Annotated in this window: 25 protein-coding genes; 5 read left to right on the forward strand and 20 right to left on the reverse strand. The window is 35.4% G+C overall.

Annotated elements, in window-relative coordinates; translation table 11 throughout:
- Positions 1 to 13: 13 nt before the first annotated feature.
- The 7 genes from NLJ82_RS17455 to NLJ82_RS17485 all read right to left on the reverse strand — a co-directional run bounded on the left by NLJ82_RS17455 (position 14) and on the right by NLJ82_RS17485 (position 6,783).
- Entirely contained in the window at positions 14 to 235 is a 222-nt protein-coding gene (locus NLJ82_RS17455; RefSeq protein ID WP_001123317.1) for a YneF family protein, read from the reverse strand.
- A 78-nt stretch (positions 236 to 313) separates the two neighbouring features.
- On the reverse strand, positions 314 to 754 hold the full coding sequence (gene sirA / locus NLJ82_RS17460) for a sporulation inhibitor of replication protein SirA (protein WP_000860645.1): 441 nt from the start codon (positions 752 to 754) through the stop codon (positions 314 to 316).
- 156 nt (positions 755 to 910) lie between these two features.
- Positions 911 to 2,911: a transketolase gene (tkt, locus tag NLJ82_RS17465; RefSeq protein WP_000019770.1), complete on the reverse strand. Its 2,001-nt coding sequence runs from the start codon at positions 2,909 to 2,911 to the stop codon at positions 911 to 913.
- Positions 2,912 to 3,393: 482 nt separating this feature from the next.
- The gene (gene phnE, locus NLJ82_RS17470; RefSeq protein ID WP_000047888.1) at positions 3,394 to 4,197 is read right to left on the reverse strand and encodes a phosphonate ABC transporter, permease protein PhnE; all 804 of its coding nucleotides are present in this window, start codon (positions 4,195 to 4,197) and stop codon (positions 3,394 to 3,396) included.
- Positions 4,197 to 4,991: a phosphonate ABC transporter, permease protein PhnE gene (gene phnE, locus NLJ82_RS17475; RefSeq protein ID WP_001000755.1), complete on the reverse strand. Its 795-nt coding sequence runs from the start codon at positions 4,989 to 4,991 to the stop codon at positions 4,197 to 4,199. The genes phnE (NLJ82_RS17470) and phnE (NLJ82_RS17475) overlap by 1 nt, the downstream gene beginning before the upstream one ends.
- Positions 4,988 to 5,761, reverse strand: coding sequence for a phosphonate ABC transporter ATP-binding protein (gene phnC / locus NLJ82_RS17480; protein WP_000569254.1), 774 nt, complete (start codon positions 5,759 to 5,761; stop codon positions 4,988 to 4,990). Before phnC ends, phnE (NLJ82_RS17475) begins: the two co-directional genes overlap by 4 nt.
- Before the next feature lie 83 nt (positions 5,762 to 5,844).
- Positions 5,845 to 6,783 carry a phosphate/phosphite/phosphonate ABC transporter substrate-binding protein gene (locus tag NLJ82_RS17485; RefSeq protein WP_000915052.1) on the reverse strand — a complete coding sequence of 313 codons (939 nt, stop codon included), beginning with the start codon at positions 6,781 to 6,783 and terminating at the stop codon, positions 5,845 to 5,847.
- Positions 6,784 to 6,968: 185 nt separating this feature from the next.
- On the opposite strand from NLJ82_RS17485, the gene NLJ82_RS17490 reads away from it, so the two are divergent.
- The gene (locus NLJ82_RS17490) at positions 6,969 to 8,552 is read left to right on the forward strand and encodes a bifunctional metallophosphatase/5'-nucleotidase (RefSeq protein WP_001075245.1); all 1,584 of its coding nucleotides are present in this window, start codon (positions 6,969 to 6,971) and stop codon (positions 8,550 to 8,552) included.
- A 28-nt stretch (positions 8,553 to 8,580) separates the two neighbouring features.
- Here NLJ82_RS17490 and NLJ82_RS17495 read toward each other — a convergent pair whose 3' ends face one another.
- Positions 8,581 to 8,820, reverse strand: coding sequence for a DUF896 domain-containing protein (locus tag NLJ82_RS17495; protein ID WP_000948565.1), 240 nt, complete (start codon positions 8,818 to 8,820; stop codon positions 8,581 to 8,583).
- 45 nt (positions 8,821 to 8,865) lie between these two features.
- Positions 8,866 to 9,522 (reverse strand): YneB family resolvase-like protein, encoded by a 657-nt coding sequence (locus tag NLJ82_RS17500; RefSeq protein WP_000991471.1) that lies wholly within the window; start codon positions 9,520 to 9,522, stop codon positions 8,866 to 8,868.
- 141 nt (positions 9,523 to 9,663) lie between these two features.
- On the opposite strand from NLJ82_RS17500, the gene lexA reads away from it, so the two are divergent.
- Positions 9,664 to 10,284 carry a transcriptional repressor LexA gene (gene lexA / locus NLJ82_RS17505; protein WP_000413738.1) on the forward strand — a complete coding sequence of 207 codons (621 nt, stop codon included), beginning with the start codon at positions 9,664 to 9,666 and terminating at the stop codon, positions 10,282 to 10,284.
- A gap of 86 nt (positions 10,285 to 10,370) precedes the next feature.
- Here lexA and NLJ82_RS17510 read toward each other — a convergent pair whose 3' ends face one another.
- The 7 genes from NLJ82_RS17510 to NLJ82_RS17540 form a co-directional block, all read right to left on the reverse strand.
- Positions 10,371 to 11,177, reverse strand: a complete 807-nt coding sequence (locus NLJ82_RS17510) for a DUF4097 family beta strand repeat-containing protein (protein ID WP_000976123.1) — start codon at positions 11,175 to 11,177, stop codon at positions 10,371 to 10,373.
- Positions 11,178 to 11,720 carry a DUF1700 domain-containing protein gene (locus NLJ82_RS17515; RefSeq protein WP_000032399.1) on the reverse strand — a complete coding sequence of 181 codons (543 nt, stop codon included), beginning with the start codon at positions 11,718 to 11,720 and terminating at the stop codon, positions 11,178 to 11,180. It abuts the gene before it with no gap.
- Positions 11,713 to 12,036 carry a PadR family transcriptional regulator gene (locus tag NLJ82_RS17520; RefSeq protein WP_001102620.1) on the reverse strand — a complete coding sequence of 108 codons (324 nt, stop codon included), beginning with the start codon at positions 12,034 to 12,036 and terminating at the stop codon, positions 11,713 to 11,715. The genes NLJ82_RS17515 and NLJ82_RS17520 overlap by 8 nt, the downstream gene beginning before the upstream one ends.
- Positions 12,037 to 12,635: 599 nt before the next feature.
- On the reverse strand, positions 12,636 to 13,256 hold the full coding sequence (locus NLJ82_RS17525) for a replication-relaxation family protein (protein WP_061185033.1): 621 nt from the start codon (positions 13,254 to 13,256) through the stop codon (positions 12,636 to 12,638).
- Positions 13,198 to 14,379 (reverse strand): FtsK/SpoIIIE domain-containing protein, encoded by a 1,182-nt coding sequence (locus NLJ82_RS17530; RefSeq protein ID WP_061185034.1) that lies wholly within the window; start codon positions 14,377 to 14,379, stop codon positions 13,198 to 13,200. The genes NLJ82_RS17525 and NLJ82_RS17530 overlap by 59 nt, the downstream gene beginning before the upstream one ends.
- 115 nt (positions 14,380 to 14,494) lie before the next feature.
- Positions 14,495 to 14,677: a hypothetical protein gene (locus NLJ82_RS17535; RefSeq protein WP_061185035.1), complete on the reverse strand. Its 183-nt coding sequence runs from the start codon at positions 14,675 to 14,677 to the stop codon at positions 14,495 to 14,497.
- Positions 14,678 to 14,679: 2 nt separating this feature from the next.
- Positions 14,680 to 14,982 carry a hypothetical protein gene (locus NLJ82_RS17540; protein ID WP_001267635.1) on the reverse strand — a complete coding sequence of 101 codons (303 nt, stop codon included), beginning with the start codon at positions 14,980 to 14,982 and terminating at the stop codon, positions 14,680 to 14,682.
- 183 nt (positions 14,983 to 15,165) lie between these two features.
- Here NLJ82_RS17540 and NLJ82_RS17545 point away from each other — a divergent pair, with 183 nt between their 5' ends.
- Together NLJ82_RS17545 and NLJ82_RS17550 are read left to right on the forward strand one after the other, a co-directional pair.
- Positions 15,166 to 15,378 (forward strand): helix-turn-helix transcriptional regulator, encoded by a 213-nt coding sequence (locus tag NLJ82_RS17545; protein WP_061185036.1) that lies wholly within the window; start codon positions 15,166 to 15,168, stop codon positions 15,376 to 15,378.
- The gene (locus NLJ82_RS17550; protein WP_061185037.1) at positions 15,371 to 15,862 is read left to right on the forward strand and encodes a hypothetical protein; all 492 of its coding nucleotides are present in this window, start codon (positions 15,371 to 15,373) and stop codon (positions 15,860 to 15,862) included. Before NLJ82_RS17545 ends, NLJ82_RS17550 begins: the two co-directional genes overlap by 8 nt.
- Positions 15,863 to 15,985: 123 nt before the next feature.
- Here NLJ82_RS17550 and NLJ82_RS17555 read toward each other — a convergent pair whose 3' ends face one another.
- Complete coding sequence (locus tag NLJ82_RS17555) at positions 15,986 to 16,834, reverse strand: AraC family transcriptional regulator (protein ID WP_000383882.1); 849 nt, start codon at positions 16,832 to 16,834, stop codon at positions 15,986 to 15,988.
- A gap of 382 nt (positions 16,835 to 17,216) precedes the next feature.
- Between NLJ82_RS17555 and NLJ82_RS17560 the strand changes: the two genes are divergently transcribed.
- Entirely contained in the window at positions 17,217 to 17,759 is a 543-nt protein-coding gene (locus NLJ82_RS17560; RefSeq protein ID WP_061185038.1) for a sunset domain-containing protein, read from the forward strand.
- Positions 17,760 to 17,797: 38 nt separating this feature from the next.
- On the opposite strand, the gene NLJ82_RS17565 is transcribed toward NLJ82_RS17560, so the two are convergent.
- From NLJ82_RS17565 to NLJ82_RS17575, 3 genes are read right to left on the reverse strand one after another with little or no spacing between them, the layout of a single operon-like run.
- A complete protein-coding gene (locus NLJ82_RS17565; protein ID WP_061185039.1) occupies positions 17,798 to 18,862 on the reverse strand; it encodes an N-acetylmuramoyl-L-alanine amidase in 1,065 nt (354 codons plus the stop codon).
- Positions 18,859 to 19,098, reverse strand: a complete 240-nt coding sequence (locus NLJ82_RS17570) for a hypothetical protein (protein WP_000253959.1) — start codon at positions 19,096 to 19,098, stop codon at positions 18,859 to 18,861. The genes NLJ82_RS17565 and NLJ82_RS17570 overlap by 4 nt, the downstream gene beginning before the upstream one ends.
- Positions 19,098 to 19,334, reverse strand: coding sequence for a hemolysin XhlA family protein (locus NLJ82_RS17575; protein WP_000398745.1), 237 nt, complete (start codon positions 19,332 to 19,334; stop codon positions 19,098 to 19,100). The genes NLJ82_RS17570 and NLJ82_RS17575 overlap by 1 nt, the downstream gene beginning before the upstream one ends.
- Positions 19,335 to 19,361: the final 27 nt, after the last annotated feature.

Consider the following 19,361-nt stretch of genomic DNA (forward strand, 5'->3'; position numbering starts at 1 on the left):
TGTCTTTTAGCGCTTATTTCATTTGTTGCTTGTTCATTGCGCTCATCATTTGATTGATTTTCTTTTGGGAAGGTTTTTGTCCCATTTGCATCATCATCATTTTTAACATTTGTTCGTTAATTGGTGGATTTTTTTGTAAGTAATTCATCATGTATTTGCGGGCAATGAAAAATCCTAACGCCACGCCTGCTACTAGTGCTACTACGCCCACTAGAATACCTAACCAAATTGGCATATATTTTCCTCCTTCATGTTGTCTACCTTACAGTGTACTAAAACCTTTTCAATAAGACAAGATACAATTCGACATTTTTTACACATATGTTCGTACTTGTTTTAGAGGATTAAGCCATCCGTACTTTGTATTTTCATAATCCATAGCTAAAAATGTTAATTCACACTTCCGAAGCACCTCAAAGAAAGTCGTTTCCATAGAAACATTTCCAGAAGTATTCATGCGAATATAGTGTGGTTTCACCATTATTTCGCCATATTCCGCCCCTGTATAAAGTGTATGTGTATGATGTGTTCGATCATATTTACCAAGAACGCGCAAAGCTTGTTCTAATTTATGATGAATTTTCATTACTTGTAATGGCATCGTTATATACATCATTTGTTTATATAACACTTTTTTCTCCGAAAGGGACCCAGATTCTGAAAATCGAGCAAATAAATCAAAAAACAAATATTCACGACCAAAGTAAGCTTTCGCAATATCTTCTTGAATTAAATACAATTCATACGTTTTCATCTTTCGCCTCCCAATCTGGACAACCTTTTCTCTTCATTATATAGAAGAAATTTTGCAATGATTGTCTGACTGCGGAGAGAGAAAAAACTTTTTCTGTCGAAAAAACTCATTTACATAGAAAAACCTCTCCATGCCGGAGAGATTTTTCTAAAATCATTAAAGCATTTCTTTTACTTTACGAACAACGTTCTCTACAGTAAATCCATACTCTTCCATAATCTTCTCACCAGGAGCAGAAGCACCGAATGTATCGATACCTAACACATCTCCTTCAAGACCTACGTAACGGTGCCATCCGAATGTAGCACCCATTTCGATTGCGAAACGTTTTGTTACTGCTTTTGGTAATACAGATTCTTTGTACTCAGCAGTTTGAGCTTCAAAGCGATCCATAGATGGCATGCTGACAACAGATGCGTCAACACCGTCTACTGCTAATGCTTTTTGAGCTTCAACAGCTAGACTTACTTCTGATCCAGTTGCAAGTAAGATTACATCAGCTGTTTCTTTCTTGCTTGCAGAAACTACATATGCACCTTTTGCTACTTTTTCATACGTATCGTCTTTTGCACCTTCTAATGTTGGAAGATCTTGACGAGTTAATACTAAAGCAGTTGGTTTGTTTGTAGATTCAAGAGCTAGTCTCCAAGCTGCAACAGATTCGTTACCATCAGCTGGACGGATAACAGATACATTTGGCATCGCACGTAGCGCTGCTAATTGCTCGATTGGTTCATGTGTTGGACCATCTTCACCAACAGCGATACTGTCATGTGTGAACACATATGTTACCGGCAATTGCATTAATGCTGCAAGACGAATTGCTGGACGTAAGTAGTCAGAGAATACGAAGAACGTACCACCGTAAGTTTTTAAACCACCATGTAGTGCAATACCGTTCATTGCTGCACCCATTGCGAACTCACGTACACCGTACCAGATGTTTTTACCGCTGTAATCATCTCTTGTAAAGTCTTTTTCGTTATTCATGTATGTTTTGTTAGAACCAGCAAGGTCAGCAGACCCACCGAAGAATGATGGCACAGACTCTGCAATTGCATTAATTACAGCACCTGAAGAATTACGAGTTGCTGCTTTTGATCCTAATTCATAAGTTGGTAAGTTTTGCTCCCAACCTTCTGGAAGAAGACCATTCATTGCCGCTTGCAGTTCGTTTGCTAATTCTGGGTATGCTTGTGCATATTCACCTAGCATCGTGTTCCACTCAGCTTGCGCAGTTTCACCAACATCTTGTACTGTTTTACGGAAGTTGTCATATACTTCTTCTGCTACATGGAAGTCTTGCTCAGCAGTCCAAGCGTATGCTTCTTTCGTTAACTTTGTTTCTTCTACACCAAGTGGAGAACCATGTGAAGCTGATTTTCCTGATTTGTTTGGAGAACCGAAACCAATTGTCGTTCTTACTTCAATTAGCGTTGGGCGTTTTTCGTCAGCTTTCGCTTCTTCGATTGCTTTCGCGATAGCTTCAATATCGTTTCCATCCTCAACACGGATTACTTGCCATCCGTATGCTTTGTAACGATCTTCTACACTTTCAGAGAATGAACGATTTAAATCGCCATCTAATGAAATATCGTTTGAATCGTAAAGAACAACAAGACGACCTAATTGTAAATGAGCAGCTAATGAAGATGCTTCAGCAGAAACGCCTTCCATTAAATCTCCATCACCACAAATAGCGTATGTATAATGATCTACTACATTATACGCATCACGGTTATATTTAGCAGCTAAATGTCTTTCTGCCATTGCCATACCTACAGCAGTTGCAATACCTTGTCCAAGTGGACCAGTAGTTGCATCTACACCAGCTGTATGACCGTACTCAGGATGTCCTGGAGTTTTGCTTCCCCATTGACGGAAGTTCTTTAAGTCATCCATTGTTACATCATAACCAGATAGGTGAAGTAGGCTGTATAATAACATTGAACCATGACCTGCAGATAATACGAAACGATCACGGTTAAACCACGTTGGGTTATTTGGATTGTGTTTCATAAATTGAGTCCATAATGTATAAGCCATTGGTGCTGCACCCATTGGCATTCCTGGGTGACCAGAGTTTGCTTTTTCAATCGCATCGATGGATAATGTGCGAATCGTGTTGATAGAAAGTTGTTCGATTGAATGTGACATGCTATTCTTCCCTTCGCTTATATTAGTAAACGTTTTATACATTTATATGATAGCTTCCCACGCAAGATTATACAACATGTATCGACAAATATGTTGATGTTTTTTTGATTTTTTATAAAAAAATCAATGTTTTCGGGAATGTATGGGTATTCAATATGACATACTTTTTCATTATTTTTATTTTGAAAAGAAAGGGAATTATCTGTATATTTATACAGATATACAAAATTCTTCAATACTAACTTTTTTTAACCCACTTGTGAACTACCCCCACTTAACATGATTATTATCTACTTTCATTGTTATACCAAACTTTACCTCTTATAAGACTGATTATATCAGGGGTCAAATAAATAGGAAAACCAAATGTTTGGCTACGCCAAACCGAAATTCGTCTTTCACACGCCCCAGGAAGGAGATTTCTTTCGGATAATGCGTTAAAAATACAAAAAAGCATCTAAATTCGATGCTTTTCAAATCAGTTAAACAATCCGTTTCCGAATCGAACTTGAAATAAAATCAATGATAATGACCATTAAAATGATGCCCAATAAAATAATTCCCACACGAGACCAATTACGTGAACTCAGTGCAAAAATTAGGGGCGTACCAATACCACCTGCTCCAATAACACCTAAAATGGCAGCGGATCGTACATTAATTTCGAACCTGTATAATGTATACGATAGAAAATCTGGTAATACTTGTGGCAATACTGCATACCAAAGTATTTGGAACCGGTTTGCGCCTGTAGCTATTAACGCCTCTGTCGGCCCCTTATCTATATTTTCAATTCCTTCTGAATATAATTTCCCTAACATTCCAATAGAGTGTAATCCTAAAGCTAGGACGCCGGCAAAAGAGCCTGGTCCAACAGCCTTTATAAATAAAAGGGCCATAACTAATTCAGGAAATGTACGAACAAAACTAAGTACAAATTTCCCAGTTCCTGAAGTTAGTTTTCCACTGCTCATATTCGTCGCCGCCCAAAAAGCAAATGGAACAGATAAAAAGGCAGAAATAAATGTACCTAATATTGCTATTGCCAACGTATCAATTAAACCATGTAATAAATCTTCACCATCTGGCAAAGATACGTACGCCCAATCTGGATTCAATACACCTGTCATAATTGCTTTTGTAATTTCTCCTGCCGTATCCTTAATTCCTTCTAGCGGTACTCCTGAAAAAGCCCATACGTAAACAAATATAAGTGCTATAAAAATAAACAAGCGATACACACTCGGTTTCTTCGGTTTTGGTACGATTATCGTCGTTTTACTCATTATAATTTCTCCCGCAACAATGTACTTACATGATCAATTAACAATACAACAACAAGGGTATAGATAATAATAGATGCAGTTTGCTGATATTGTAAAAATCCAAGTGTACGATCATAGTATAATCCAATACCACCTGCTCCTACTAAACCTAAAACAGCTGCTGCACGTACGTTCACCTCAAATGTATACAGAACATAAGAGACAAAATGCGCTTTCACTTGCGGAATTACTCCATAAACAATCCATTGCACTTTATTTGCTCCTACTGCTGTCATCGCCTCTAAAGGACCTGGATCAATTGATTCAATTGACTCATACAACAATTTCGCCACGAGCCCAATCGAGAAAAAAGTAAGAGCCAGAATACCTGGAAGTGGCCCGATTCCAAAAATCGCTACGAAAATTGCCGCTAATAATAAATCTGGTATCGTTCGGATAAAATTTAAAATCAATCGAGCTGGACTGTACAAAAATGCACTAGTAAACACATTGCTTGCCGCAAATAGTGCCAGCGGAATAGCTAAAATCGCACCTAAAGTCGTCCCGATAATCGCCATACGTATTGTATCTAACATCGCTGTTGTAATAACTTGAAAATAACTCCAATCTGGCGGCACCATCTCTTTTAACAAATCCATCATATTAGGAAAACCAACTACTAGTTTTGACAATGATGCATCGACCTGTACACTACTTCCCCACAACAGTAAAATGACTAGAACAGCCGTTAACATATGTTTCAACTTACTCGGTGGCTTCGGTATCGATTTCGAATATATCGTCACGTCATTCATTTAACTGCCACCTCTAACAATTCACTTTTCTGTACTACGTCACCATAAATTTCAGCAAACTTTTCATCCGTTGCCTCTTCTACTAAGCCATCAAAAACAATTTCTCCTGCATGTAATCCAATAATGCGCGTCGCATATTGCCTAGCTAAATCAATAGAATGTAAGTTTACAATTGTTGTAATTCCAAAATCTTCATTAATTTTCTTCAAATCATCTAATACTTGCTTTGTTGTTAGCGGATCTAACGATGCAACAGGTTCATCTGCCAATATGATTTTTGCTTCTTGCGCCAACGCTCTAGCAATCGATACACGTTGCTGTTGTCCTCCTGATAATTCATCAGCACGCGCATATGCTTTTTCTAAAATATTTACTCTTTTTAACGATTGAAAAGCAAGCTCCAAATCTTCTTTCGGAAATAGACCTAACGTTGTACGCAACGTCGAATGATACCCAACACGGCCAGCTAATACGTTCTTTAATACTGTTGATCGCTTTACAAGGTTAAAACTTTGAAAAATCATACCAATATCCCGGCGCATGCGGCGTAATCCTTTTCCTTTCGCAGCCGTAATAGACTCACCTTCAATCATGATTTCTCCTTCTGTAATCTCATGAAGACGATTTACCGATCTTAGAAGTGTAGACTTTCCAGCTCCGGAAAGCCCTACCATTACAACAAACTCACCTTTTTGAATTTTCAAGTTTATATTATTCAATCCTTTTGTACCATTTGGATACACTTTGGAAACATTTCGAAACTCTATCACACATCTTACCTACCTTCTATGTATTCAAAACGGCAAACTAACTGAAAACATACCTTTCCAGCTAGTTGCCATTTCCATATGTATTATTGCGTTTTTACTTTCTTTCCATATTCACGAACGATATCAAATTTACTATCATCAGATTTAACATATCCTTCATGTGAATATACTTCTTTAATGATTTTGTGACCTTCCTCATTCTTTCCAATTTCAATGAAAGCATCCTGTAATTTCTTGCTCCACTCTTCATCTAAATCAGAACGTACCGAAATCGTATCGTTTGGAATTTTCTCCGTAAATTTCACTATTTTCGTTTGATCGAATATATTCGGATAATCTTTTTTTACAATATTACGAGCATCTTGGAATACAACAGCTGCATCTACGTCACCATTTAAAAGAGCAATAAGCGACTGATCGTGACCTTTTAATGTAACAGGTTTCACATCTTTTAACGGATCAACGCCCTCTTTTAATAGTACAGCCGCAGGCCACACATATCCCGCTGATGACGTTACATCTTGATAGCCAATTTTTTTACCTTTTAAATCTTTTACACTATTAATATTTGAATCTTTCTTAACAACAAACTCAGATTTATAAAAGTCTACTAAGTCCTTTGTAGGAGCTCCCGTTTCATCATCTACGCCAAAACGTTGCGCTTGTAAAATTACGTTTGCTGCCTTTTTCTCATGTGCTAACACATACGCTGTTGGGGGTAAAAATCCCACATCTACTTGCTTAGATGCCATCGCTTCTACAATTGTATTATAATTCGTTGAAATACTAACTTTTACTGGAATATTTAACTTATCACTTAATAGCTTCTCAAGTGGTTTTGCCTTCGCCTCTAACGTATCTGCATTTTGAGAAGGAACAAATTGAACATTTAAAGTCTTCGGTACATACCCTTTTTTCGTATCTTCATTTTTACTTGCGCTTGATTCCTTCGTTCCACAGCCACTTAACAAACCCGCTGCTAATACAACTGTTGTGCTCATTGCAAAAACTTTTTTCAACATGTTAATGCCTCCATTTTTCATTGTTATAAAATAACCTTTCATAAACATGAAGAAATATATCACACATTTTTACAAATAATTGATTATTTACAGAATCTTTACACATTCTATACACTCACATTAAAATTCTCTCCATATATTTGATATGCTTAATCAGTAGATAATAATAGAAAAGGTGAATGATATTGAATCAAAATCAAATTGTAACTTTAAACATCCTATTAACAAGTGATATACATGGTACTGTTTATCCAATTCACTACCAAGATAACTCTCCAGCAGAAATTGGTTTAGCTAAGATTTCTACTCTTATAAAAAAAGAACGGTCCCAAAATAAAAACGTTCTTTTAATTGATAACGGTGACTTCATACAAGGAACACCATTTACTTACCATTACGCTACATATGAAAAAGATAAGAAAAACCCAATGTCATTAATAGCAAACTATTTACGTTATGACGCTGCAGTGATTGGGAATCATGAATTTAATTATGGAATGGATGTATTAAACAATGCTATTTCTACTGCAAACTCCCCATATTTATCAGCAAATATTTTAGACAAAAGCAGTAAAAAACCTTATTTCGGGAAACCATATATAATAAAACATATTGAAGCAAATATAAAAATTGCTATTTTAGGGGTGACAACGCATTATATTCCAAATTGGGAACAACCCCATCACATTAAAGACTTGCAATTTGAAGATGCGTTAGAAACAACAAAAAATTGGGTTTCTTACATTCACGAACATGAGAAACCAGATTTACTAGTCGTAGCGTATCATGGGGGATTTGAACGCGATTTACAAACTGGAGAACCGACTGAAGTTTTAACAGGCGAAAACCAAGGGTATGCTATGTGTCATGAAATTGAGGGCATAGATATTTTATTAACAGGCCATCAGCACCGAGAAATGGCTCAAACAGTGGGTAATGATGTAACAATTTTACAGACTGGATGTAACGGACATTCAGTTGGAAAAGTAACTGTAACATTTGAAAAAATGAAACAAGAGTGGGTAAAAAAAGAGAGTTATTCCGAACTATTGACTGTGCAAGAAATCGAGGCAGATCCAGATGTTCTTTACTTGGTAACTGATTATGAAGAGAAAACACAAAAATGGCTTGATCAACCTATTGGAACCATCCACGGTGACATGCAAATTTCAGATGCTATGCAAACTCGTTTGCAAGACCATCCTTTTATTGAATTCATAAATAAAATACAGATGGATATGGCTAATGTTTCTATTTCTTGTACAAGCTTATTCCATAATACATCTCCGGGTTTCCCGACATATGTAACAATGCGTGACATCGTTTCTAATTATATTTATCCAAATACATTAAAAGTAATTAGAATAACTGGAGCTGATATAAAAGATGCTCTCGAACTCTCTGCTTCTTATTTCACATTAAAAGAAGATGGAACCATCATCGTAAACCCTAGCTACATAGAACCAAAACCGCAACACTATAATTACGATATGTGGGAAGGAATTTCGTACGTATTAAACATTTCCAAACCAATTGGCGACAGAGTAGAATCTTTACAGCATAAAGGCACTCCTCTTAATATGAGTGAAGAATATGATGTCGTTATGAATAATTATCGCGCGAGCGGCGGAGGGAATTTCTTTATGTTTCAAAATAAGCCCGTAATAAAAGATATACCAACAGATATGTCTGAACTTATCGCTAACTATATATTGAAGCATAAAAAGATAGAAGCAACAGTTAATAACAACTGGAAAGTTATTAAATAAATAAAAAAAGATGGGCTTCGCCCATCTTTTAGTTTAATTTTGCATTATCTTGCTTTTTTAAAGCTTTTAATTTCGCCGGTGTAACATCAGTACCTTGTTCGTTAACGACTTTAATTCCTTTTAGTTCGTTTAACATATTTTGACGAAATCCTTTTAAATATTGTTCACGTAGCGATTGACGCTCACGTTGTTCTTCTTCAGTTAAACCTTCAGCTTTTGCTTTTTTCGCTAAGAAGTTAATGCGTTCAACGAGTTCGTGACTAAGCATCTCGAATCCCCCTTCTACTCAAAACTGATTATTATCATACAATAGTTACTCTTCTTTATCAAGCAATTGCTTTGTATACTCTACATATCTACGATGTACCGTCGCTTTTGAAACATTATGACCAAAGCCACGTAGTGTTGCTGCAATTTCTTCGAAAGTAAGTTCACTCTTACGTAAACGTACAATTTCCTCAATTGGCACTTCTTTCTTCTCTCGTCCTACACTTAAATGACGATTCTTTAAATTATTTTCTGGACGATAGCCTTTTTCTACTGCTCGTTGCATACCACGTTTAATTTTTAAATTATGAATCTTTCTTTGATACTCTTCAACAATACCAATAATATCTAATACCATTGAATCAGAATCCGACAATTGCAATTCACCATTATGTGTATGCGTATATACTTTTATTCCTTCTTTATGTAAACAGTGCATTAACGCAATCTTTGCATTCCCCCTACCAAGGCGCGTTTCATCTTGTATAAGTAGCACATCAATTTGTTCGTCTCGAATTGTATCTAGCACTTCTAATATGCCATCACGTTCAATTGTATAGCCACTAGCCTGCTCTTCAATCACCTTAGTAACATTCATTTGATAGCGCTCCGCTAAATGCAATAATTCATCTTTTTGACGTAATAATGATGTTTCTTGCGCTTCTTTTGTTGTACTCACACGCGCATAAATAATTGCATTCATTATGAACCCCTCTTTCTCACTATAATTTCCCTTTAGTGTAACATAAATTCGCCTTTTGTTCGAACTTATGTTTGTAGAATGTTTTTTCACATGTTATACTTATTAATAAGAAAAATGAAAGAAAACGAGGTGTTAGAAAACATGGAAAAGTTAACGAAACGCCAGCAAGACATTCTCGACTTTATTAAGCTAAAAGTACAAGAAAAAGGATATCCACCTTCCGTACGTGAAATTGGCCAAGCAGTCGGCCTCGCTTCTAGTTCTACAGTGCACGGACATTTATCAAGATTAGAAGAAAAAGGATACATTCGACGCGATCCAACAAAACCACGCGCAATTGAAATTTTAGGTGAAGACCGAATGGATACAGAAACACAATCTGTTATTCAAGTTCCAATTGTCGGGAAAGTTACTGCTGGATTACCAATTACAGCAGTCGAAAGCGTTGAGGAACACTTCCCTCTTCCAGCTAGCATTGTCGCAGGAGCAGATCAAGTGTTTATGTTACGTATTTCTGGAGATAGTATGATTGAAGCTGGTATTTTCGATGGAGATTTAGTTGTTGTTCGCCAACAACAGTCTGCATATAATGGTGAAATTGTAGTCGCTTTAACAGAAGATAATGAAGCAACTGTTAAACGTTTCTATAAAGAAAAAGACCATTTCCGTCTACAACCGGAAAACTCTTCATTAGAACCTATTATTTTAAAGCAAGTGTCAGTTATCGGCAAAGTAATTGGCGTATATCGTGATTTACATTAAGAATAAAAAAGAAGATAATTACCTTATTTATATAAGGTAATTATCTTCTTTTTTGTATTTTGATAGATTTTCACACATTCTATTTCTTACGAACGCGTTTCAATCGTCACATCGCCCGCAGCTGTTTTACCGCTAATCTTTTTACTCCCATTACCAATCGTTACGTCTTTATTTTCTTCATTAAAAATTGTTACATCCCCGGCAGCACTTTGCCCAGTAATTACCGCATCTTTTGGTTTTTCCGATAAAGTAATATTTACATCTCCCGCAGTTGAACTTGCTTCTAGATTGTACTTAGAATCATGATCTAGAATATTTATTTCCCCACTGGTCGTTTTTGCAGTCACTTTCCCTATTACTTTTTTAAAGTTTACTTCACCAGCTTTTGTAGATCCCTCCACATTCTTAGCCGTTACATGTTTCAAATCCACTTCTCCAGTAAGTGTTCTAGCACTTACACGGTCACTTTTCACATCACTTATTTCAATTTGTCCAGCAGATGAATTTACTTTTACATCTTGGTAAGAGCGTTCAGGCACAAGGAGAGTCAATGTAGACGTTTGAAACCTAAAATCGTAAAAAGAAAAATCAAATGAAGCACCTTTTTCTCTTTCCCCAATGATTTTTAATGTGTCACCATCTTCAGTAATATGAATCTCTTGTTTACGCGCATCTCCTAATTGCTTTACATAAAAAGAAGCGTCAGGAGATTTTTGGACAACAATATCCCCGACATCTAACTTAACTTCTATATTTTTTAGTGTTTCGTTTTTAATTATATCTTCTTTGTTTCCTTTTTCTGCAGTTTGCACTGCTTTTTCATATGTTTGTGAAATTCCTATTACTCCAATAATGATACAAGCGATCGCTACTAACAATATTTTTTTCATCATCTACTCCCCTTTTATCATTTTGAAGTTCCATATGACATAACGTACACATAACCTTTTAAACCACTTCGTACTATAATAAGCGATAATACATAACAACAAACCTATCCCAACAAATGTTATACTTACGAATACATCTAACCATATAAATGTACCCATAAATACTTTTCCAATAACGAAAAATGGTGTAACTACACTAACAATCCCACCGACCCAAAAAGAGAATATAAAAGCGATAATTGCAACTAACGGGCCTAATACAATAATGAAATTAAACAAACTAAGTCCAATCGCTGCCATGACAGCTCTTGTCACATTTGAAGTTGACGGATCTTTTTTCATTTCATCAAATCGATACATCGCAAGTAATTCTTTTGCAATTACTTTCGGAGAGCCAAGACCCTTTATTATTTCCGATTCAGTTTTCCCCTCTTCTATCCCAAACTGAAAATGCTCTTCATAATCAAATAAAATATCTTTCCTCTCTTCGTCCGGTAACTTTCTAAGATGACTTGATAATTCCTTAAGAAACTGTTCTTTACTCATCCCATTCCACCCCTTCAATAATTTCTTGTACACCTTTCGCAAAATCACGCCACTCTGTTACTAACAAATTCAGTTGCGTTTCCCCTTGCTCAGTTAGTTGATAATATTTGCGAGGTGGTCCTTCCGTAGATTCTTTTAAATACGTTTGAAAATATCCTTCCTTCGTTAAACGGCGTAATAAAGGATATACTGACCCTTCCGATATTAAAAATTTATTTGAGATTTGCTGAACAAGTTCATAGCCGTAACAATCCTTACGTTTCACAAGTGCCAGTACACATAGTTCTAACACACCTTTTTTAAACTGAACGTTCAAGGACAATCCCCCTTTCTCATTTCAGTACTGTTCAATACACAGTACCTTCCTTATCCATAATATACCACTTAGTATTGTTTATTGCAAGGTACTATATTTTTAAACACTCGAACTTTAGTATGAAACATATCCAATACCGAACACAACATATCATTCAATTTTTTATATCCATAGATATTACGCATGTTACTTTTACTTATCCACCCTTTTGGAACACAAAACAATTCGAATTTCACCACGTTACATTAAAGATATGGAATAGAAATTTAAATACCGTCATAATTTTTTCAGACATCTATTCAATTCATTTCAACTAACACCTATATTGCCAACAAATAAAAAAGCCCTGATACCGTAGTATCAGGGCTCCTCACCTCTTAGTAAAGAGACATATATTGATCGCGTTCCCATTGGTGAACTTGCGTACGGAAAATATACCTTCGTTTTATATAGTTTCATTTCGTTTCACACATAGCATAAATTAAGTGTTTGTCTGATAACGTTTTTCTGTGATTTCACTACTTGTTATTACTTCGTGGCTGTTTTGTGGCTGTTTTGTGGCTGTTTTGTGGTTGGCAATGTGGCTGTTTTTATTCAAGCTAAACTTCATGCAAAACATGTACCTTTGCATACACGCCGTTCTTTACTGCAAACTGTTCCAATGTCTTTTGTCTATATTCTGTTAATGTAAAAAAATGAACCACTGGAACTTTACCATTATACTTCTTACTATAATATATAGTAAACTCTCCGTATCTTTTCATTTTCTCACTATTCACATTCATCATCTGCGTCCGATCTATTTCAACAGCATTTAAAATCCCTTCTTCATCTCGGAATTTCACGTCTGGAATAATTGTCTTCTTTTTATCATCTATTTTATAACGTATAGGTGTTTCTATCTGCCAGTCATCCGGACAAAACAGATAGAGCCACGCTTCATTTCTCATAAGGCTGTGTGCTAATCGAATTGTTGGTACTATTTTTTCTGTATCATCGAATAGTGCGCGCCCTTTTTTATTTAAGTAATATACATATTCTTTTTTGTACACAGTACTGTTAACAAATGTGCCTAAATCCTTTAATATACGGTTTGCATTTCTTATACCACCTAAATCATGGATAGCCATTAAATGCCTACGTGTAGCAAATTTCAGCTTTCTAATCGAGGTCAGAATCATCATCTGACGATTCAATTTGATGTGTGTTTGTATTTTCATATTTCTCCACCTCATATTGTTTTAGTACATTCCACATCATTTCATTAGAAATAAAAGGTACTTGAATTTCTGTTAACCTATCCGTTTTAAACAAAGCGCGTCCAGGTATACTTTTAATCGATTCCAATCCACATTCATCTATAACTACTTGAGAAGCCGTTTGTGTCGGTAATCTAAAACCAAGCTTTGCATCTGAATTTTGTTTAACTTGTCGTGGTAATGTATCTCCAGTCGGATATTGTGTACAAAAAATCAACCTGAAGCCAAGCGCCCCACCAATCCTTGCTATATAAGAAAGCATTCTCTGACAAGCCACTAATAATTTTTGCTGCTCTTTCCCCATACTTTTATCAGGACAAAGTTCAGCCCCTTCATCAACTATAATGAAATGACGTTCTTTTATATTTGTTTCTACAACGTTTGTATAATGTTTTTCCTTCATATAGAACATTTTCTCTTCCATTTTCTTAAGAATGGTATTTAAAACTTGAAATGCTTGAATTGGCTTTTCTGCTATCGACTCAACTTGTTGTAAATTTTGATATGGTCCGAATTCTAAACCGCCTTTTAAATCGACGATATATAAATGCGTATGATCTGGTTGTGCTGTAATAAGAGATGTCATTACATTCTTTAAAAATACGGTTTTCCCCATACGTGTTAAACCACCTAAAGTCATGTGTGGTGTTTTATCAAAATCATGATAAATTATTTCTTCTAGGCTTTTCCCTATAGGCACAAGCCATTTTCCTTGTTCAACTAATGTTTTTGACCATCCCCACTTGTTAGGTATGTCTTTATGAAATACTCGAATACTTAATTTATAGTTATCATAATGAATCCGAACGGGTTTATTTAACCCCTCACTTACAACATCCTCGACTTTCTGAATAATTTTACTCGGCATACCTACAGGTAATGTGTAAACATATGTTGTACTACGATCATCATCAACGTGATTTTGAAACTTGGGATAATGTAGCTTATCTTCTCTTTTAATTGCGATTCCACTCACCTCAAAAAAGACTCGAATCTTCTTTTTATCAACATCTTTTCGTTTGAATTTATCACTTACCAATGCATATGTTAATGCTGCTGTAGGAACCATTAGTAACTCCAACATAAACATTTCCCCCTTAGATATCCTATAAGGATATCATTGCACTCTTTTGGAATATAACGGGACAGGCATTTTCTTATACCTTGCCTGCTGTCCTGACCTTCCACATTATATTCCTTCATAGAAACATAACTAGAACATAACGTAGAAGATATAAGAACGAGCCTGTGAGCGTTGTGTACAAAGTGATACGTGGAAGCCAACGTGGAACACTCTTCCCCATTTTCTCTGCTGTCTTCATTGCAACTACTGACAAACCTGTTGCCGTCCAAATAACTACCGCTTCTCCTACAAGTGTCATGATTATTCCTCCTCTTCCTTTTCACGAAAGGCAATACCTTTTCTTGTAAGGACCACATCATAACAATCCATTAGAATTTCCCAGTTTAAAACATCTTCTTCCTCACCATATAGATCTTCTTCTAATACCTGCGACAAACTGAAATATCCTTTATATTCTTTTCGATCATAAACTTCATGGTTTTTCATGTGATTTAAAATTGATTCCGTCTCTGCTCTCGATCTTGATTCATTGTACATTGACCTTAATTCTTTTGAAGGATGTAAATATGAAGTTGTGTTTAAGTGATTATACTGCCAACGCATTTAACCCTCTCCCCACTTGATGTCCTTAGTTCCACTTGGTGTTCCTTGTGGTCTTGATATAGGTATATGACTTAGAAGTAGTTATATTGCCTGTCCATTTAAACTTTTCTAAATGTTCGTTGATTAAATTAAAGGAGGACACATTTCCATATGCGAATTGTATATAATTAAAGAGGTGATATTGTGCGATTAAAATGTAAACTTCGTGTTATTTTTGCTGAAAGAGAAATACGTCAAAAGGAATTTGCAAATCTTATTGGAATTAGTCAAACTACAATGAGCTCACTTGTTAATAACACGACGCTCCCTAGTTTTCTTACAGCTTACAAAATTGCAAAAGAATTAAAATTGCACATGGAAGAAATTTGGATAGAGGAGGGTAATGAAAATGTATAAAAAACTTATAAGTCTTTGTGTTGGAAGTACCCTATTTTTAGGTCTAACAGCTTGTGATTCTTCCAAAGAAAATGAATCAAGTGAAAAAACAAACGTCAAATCTCAACAAGAAAATAAAAAAGATTTAACATCTCAGGATGAATTAAATAAGAAGATAAAGCAAGATGCTGAAGAAGTTAGTTTTGTTAAAGCAAATGGAGATCAATATGAAAAAGGAAAAAGGCTTAAAGCTACGGGAACAGTAGATTTATTACTTAAATCTTCAGTGCTACCTTCTTTTGTCATAAGTACAAATGAAAATGACGGAAAAGGTATGTACACTATTCAAATTGCCCAAAGTGGTGTGCAATCAAATGAAAATGAAATAACACTCAAAAGTGGATTAAAAATATCTAAAGGTGCAACAGTAACGATTTATGGTGCCTACGATGAAAAAGATAAAACAGGAATGCCTAAAATTAGCGCAACAGTAATTGAACAATAAAAAAGCCGTCATTTGACGGCTCTTTTTTTGTTAATCAAACTATTCTTTTGTTTTATTTAACTTCATACCACCATTTATCATCTAGTTGAGCATTCATCAACCATATCTCATCACACATTATCATTATTTTTGAATAACTGGAACCCAAAGTTCACTACTCGGATTTCGATCAGGTGCTAAATAATTTTCAATACAAGGAAGATCTACCAACTCATATCCAGAGGTAGGTAGCCATTCTGTATAGAGGCGTTTCCATGCATCAGAGACATTTGGAAAAACAGCCCAAGTACTTTTAGGGATTACAATCTTCTCCATGCCAATAGTATATTCGCTTTGGTAACGGCATCCCATCATATACTCAAATGTTTCATCTGTTATAGCAGCTTGCTTTCCACATACACCTAAAAGACCTTCTAATTTACATTGCGGATTTTCCCACGACATATCTATAAGTTGTTTCAATAATCCACTTTTTGTTGCTTCCTCCCATAATGTCGGAATCATACGAAAGGCAGCCTCAGTTATGACTTTTTCTTTCACTCCTACAATTTCAACCTTACAATCTAGCACTTCAATTCTATACTCCATCTCCACATCCCCTTTAATCGTGATTTGAAAGGAAATTCTCGGAAAGGCTTTTAATTCAACCCCTTTACGTCTCGCTTCTGTTGGAGTCACCCCATGAAGGCTTTTAAAAGCCCGACTAAATGCGTCCGGTGAATCATATCCATACTTCAGCGCAAGATCAATAATTCGAATGAAATTATCATTTTGAAGTTCAAATGCAGCTTGTGATAAACGTCTACGCCTTATATATTCCGACAAAGTAAAACCTGTAATAGACGAAAACATTCTAGGAAAATGATACTCTGAACAACAAGCTAACCTCGCTACTTCTTTTGCATCTATTTCATTCGATAAATTTTGCTCAATATAATTCATCGAGCGGTTCATTCTCTCTAACCAATCCATTCTAAATCCTTCCTTTCAAACACATTATGGACAAAATAAAAATATCTTTCCCGATTTTTGTTGATTGAAAGATGTCGGGTGTTTTTAATATTGATAGATTTTGAAAATGTACCGATACCTTCTGAAAAAATTTTGATAAATGACAAAGTTTTTTACTATTACCCGTTTCAACATTGTCCTCTACCTTTTTAAAGTTCTTAACCACCTTATTATAATTAAAACAACTTTTTTTGTAATCAAGTATCATTATTGTGAATTTACAATACCACTTTTCAATTTCAAATTATTAAAAAGTTATGCATTCAATAAAAACTTTTCAATAATCCCCTTTCGATATCTGTTATACTAAATATTGAAATTTTCAATATTTAGGGGGATAGAAATGGAAAAAGCAACAAATGAAAAAGAAGAAAAAAAACGCCGAGGGTGTGGATGTTTAGGTTGTTTAGGTATCATCATTTTATTAATTATTTTAATAGGCTCTTGTACAAAAAGTTCGGATAGTGATAAATCCGAAAAAGCCTCTACTGTTATTAAGCAAGAGGAATCAAAACAATCTGAGGAAGTAAAAGAAGAGGAAAAAAAACAACAAGATCTTCAGAAGCAACAAGAAGAATTAAAAAAGCAAGAAGCTGAACAAAAAAGACAACAGGAACTTCAAAAACAAAGAGAAGAACAGCAAAAACAAAAAGAATTCAAGAAACAACAAGAGCAACAAAAGAAACAAGAAGTTGCTACTCCACCCAAAACAAATCAAGTAACAGAACAAAATGGAACTTGCACTATTAAAGGTAATAAAAATAGTAGAGGCGAGAAAATTTACCATATGCCTGGTCAACAGTTCTATGATAAAACAAATGCTGAAGAAACGTTCTGTTCTGAAGCTGAGGCAAAAGCTGCTGGATATAGAGCTTCTAAAAAATAAAGTATAAAAAGCCGCCCAACAGGACGGCTCTTGTCTTTTTACTTCACATACACATAGGCTTCACTTGCTGTGACATAGTATGTTTTACCTTTACTATTGTGCACTTTGTATTGCGGGGATCCATTGACGTTTATTTTTGCATCAATTGTAAAACCTAATCCTGCATCTACAGAACCAGCAACATCTTTTTCCTGCCAAGATGGAGCATCATAGAATCGTAAATTATTAACTTTAGAAACAACACGCTTACCTACAATTGATGAATCTACTGTGCTTTTCTTACTAAACTTCACATAAGATGGATCGTTCTTAATCCATTGCTCTCTACCAAGATTTAACCAACCATCCTTTTCACCCCATACAACATAAGATTCCGGTTTATTTAGCTGTCGAATCTTAGAATAACTTGTACCAGGTCCTTTACGTAAGTTAACATTGTAACCTTCAATATAAGCAATACCATCTGTTACAGCCGTTGGAACTTCTGCTGGTTTAGATGGCTTATCAGGAACGGAAACTTCCACACTAGAGTTATTATATGCGCGTTGTACATCAGCGTGGAATTGAGCTTCTGAAACGCCATGAGACTTTAAGTAATCAAGTGGATCTTCATGATCTGTACCACCAAGATATTTCGTCACATCGTAGTGAGTCCACAATCCTTTTTCTACTGATATTCCACGGTCACGAAGGATTTTAGCCAATAACTTAACGTACTTATCATAGCTTCGTTTGAATTTTTCATAATCTCTTGTTTCGCATAATTCCACGTGAACAAATCGTTTATTTGCTCCTGGTCCTGCACCGTAAGCAATGTATTTCGTATCAGCAATTTGGATTGTTTCATTCCAATCAACTGCATAATGTACGAATGCCGAACGCCATGTACGAGACTCATATTTTTGAATATTAATAGCTGGTGCTTCTGGTGTTGCTGTAGAATGTGCTACAACGCCCTCATAAGCACCTACACCATAACGGTATGATTGTTTAGGTAAATCAGGAATAATCAGTGTTCTATCAGCAAAAGCACTTGTTGCAACGGATAAAGCTAAAATAACAGCAAAGAGTACAGAAGGAATATGTTTTAATGTTTTTTTCATTTTATATCAGCATCCTTTTTCATAATTTTTGTGTGGTCAAATAATCCACTTGCTGATAGACCAATGATGATTCCTTGAAATACATTTGTTTTGATATCTCCGTCCAAAAATAAAACGCCTAGCACAATGCCAAGCGTTAAATTTAATAACGGAACATATTTTGTTTGTAATCCAATTGTTTTTACGATTTGTGAGAGACCAACTACAATTCCAATCATTACAGCTAAACTAACCATTACATACCACCCCCTTTCATTAAGAAAGTGAGAATACCACCAATAATTCCACCAACTATAAGTCGTAAAATCCAGGTAGTATTGGCGCTGATTTTATCTAACTGCTTATTGATATTAATAATGTCTTTTTCGTTACCTGTTGTTCGTATTTCTAAGCTTTTCACTTCTAATCTTATTTCTTTAATTTCTTGCTTGATTTCTTGAACATCACTTCTTACTTCTTGTAACCCTTCCACCTTAACCACCCCTTTCTAGGCAATAAA

It is taken from the genome of Bacillus paranthracis (genome assembly GCF_024296885.1).
Classification (GTDB): domain Bacteria; phylum Bacillota; class Bacilli; order Bacillales; family Bacillaceae_G; genus Bacillus_A; species Bacillus_A paranthracis.

Excerpts from the sequence above, each read along its gene's own strand:
- phnE (WP_000047888.1), bottom strand. The coding sequence starts at position 4,197 with ATGAGTAAAACGACGATAATCGTACCAAAACCGAAGAAACCGAGTGTG.
- lexA (WP_000413738.1), top strand. The coding sequence starts at position 9,664 with ATGGAAAAGTTAACGAAACGCCAGCAAGACATTCTCGACTTTATTAAG.
- NLJ82_RS17455 (WP_001123317.1), bottom strand. The coding sequence starts at position 235 with ATGCCAATTTGGTTAGGTATTCTAGTGGGCGTAGTAGCACTAGTAGCA.
- NLJ82_RS17510 (WP_000976123.1), bottom strand. The coding sequence starts at position 11,177 with ATGATGAAAAAAATATTGTTAGTAGCGATCGCTTGTATCATTATTGGA.
- NLJ82_RS17535 (WP_061185035.1), bottom strand. The coding sequence starts at position 14,677 with ATGACACTTGTAGGAGAAGCGGTAGTTATTTGGACGGCAACAGGTTTG.
- phnE (WP_001000755.1), bottom strand. The coding sequence starts at position 4,991 with ATGAATGACGTGACGATATATTCGAAATCGATACCGAAGCCACCGAGT.
- NLJ82_RS17485 (WP_000915052.1), bottom strand. The coding sequence starts at position 6,783 with ATGTTGAAAAAAGTTTTTGCAATGAGCACAACAGTTGTATTAGCAGCG.
- NLJ82_RS17500 (WP_000991471.1), bottom strand. The coding sequence starts at position 9,522 with ATGAATGCAATTATTTATGCGCGTGTGAGTACAACAAAAGAAGCGCAA.
- sirA (WP_000860645.1), bottom strand. The coding sequence starts at position 754 with ATGAAAACGTATGAATTGTATTTAATTCAAGAAGATATTGCGAAAGCT.
- NLJ82_RS17560 (WP_061185038.1), top strand. The coding sequence starts at position 17,217 with ATGGAAAAAGCAACAAATGAAAAAGAAGAAAAAAAACGCCGAGGGTGT.
- NLJ82_RS17550 (WP_061185037.1), top strand. The coding sequence starts at position 15,371 with ATGTATAAAAAACTTATAAGTCTTTGTGTTGGAAGTACCCTATTTTTA.
- NLJ82_RS17570 (WP_000253959.1), bottom strand. The coding sequence starts at position 19,098 with ATGGTTAGTTTAGCTGTAATGATTGGAATTGTAGTTGGTCTCTCACAA.
- tkt (WP_000019770.1), bottom strand. The coding sequence starts at position 2,911 with ATGTCACATTCAATCGAACAACTTTCTATCAACACGATTCGCACATTA.
- NLJ82_RS17495 (WP_000948565.1), bottom strand. The coding sequence starts at position 8,820 with ATGCTTAGTCACGAACTCGTTGAACGCATTAACTTCTTAGCGAAAAAA.
- NLJ82_RS17565 (WP_061185039.1), bottom strand. The coding sequence starts at position 18,862 with ATGAAAAAAACATTAAAACATATTCCTTCTGTACTCTTTGCTGTTATT.
- NLJ82_RS17525 (WP_061185033.1), bottom strand. The coding sequence starts at position 13,256 with ATGAAAATACAAACACACATCAAATTGAATCGTCAGATGATGATTCTG.
- NLJ82_RS17540 (WP_001267635.1), bottom strand. The coding sequence starts at position 14,982 with ATGCGTTGGCAGTATAATCACTTAAACACAACTTCATATTTACATCCT.
- NLJ82_RS17555 (WP_000383882.1), bottom strand. The coding sequence starts at position 16,834 with ATGGATTGGTTAGAGAGAATGAACCGCTCGATGAATTATATTGAGCAA.
- NLJ82_RS17515 (WP_000032399.1), bottom strand. The coding sequence starts at position 11,720 with ATGAGTAAAGAACAGTTTCTTAAGGAATTATCAAGTCATCTTAGAAAG.
- NLJ82_RS17530 (WP_061185034.1), bottom strand. The coding sequence starts at position 14,379 with ATGTTGGAGTTACTAATGGTTCCTACAGCAGCATTAACATATGCATTG.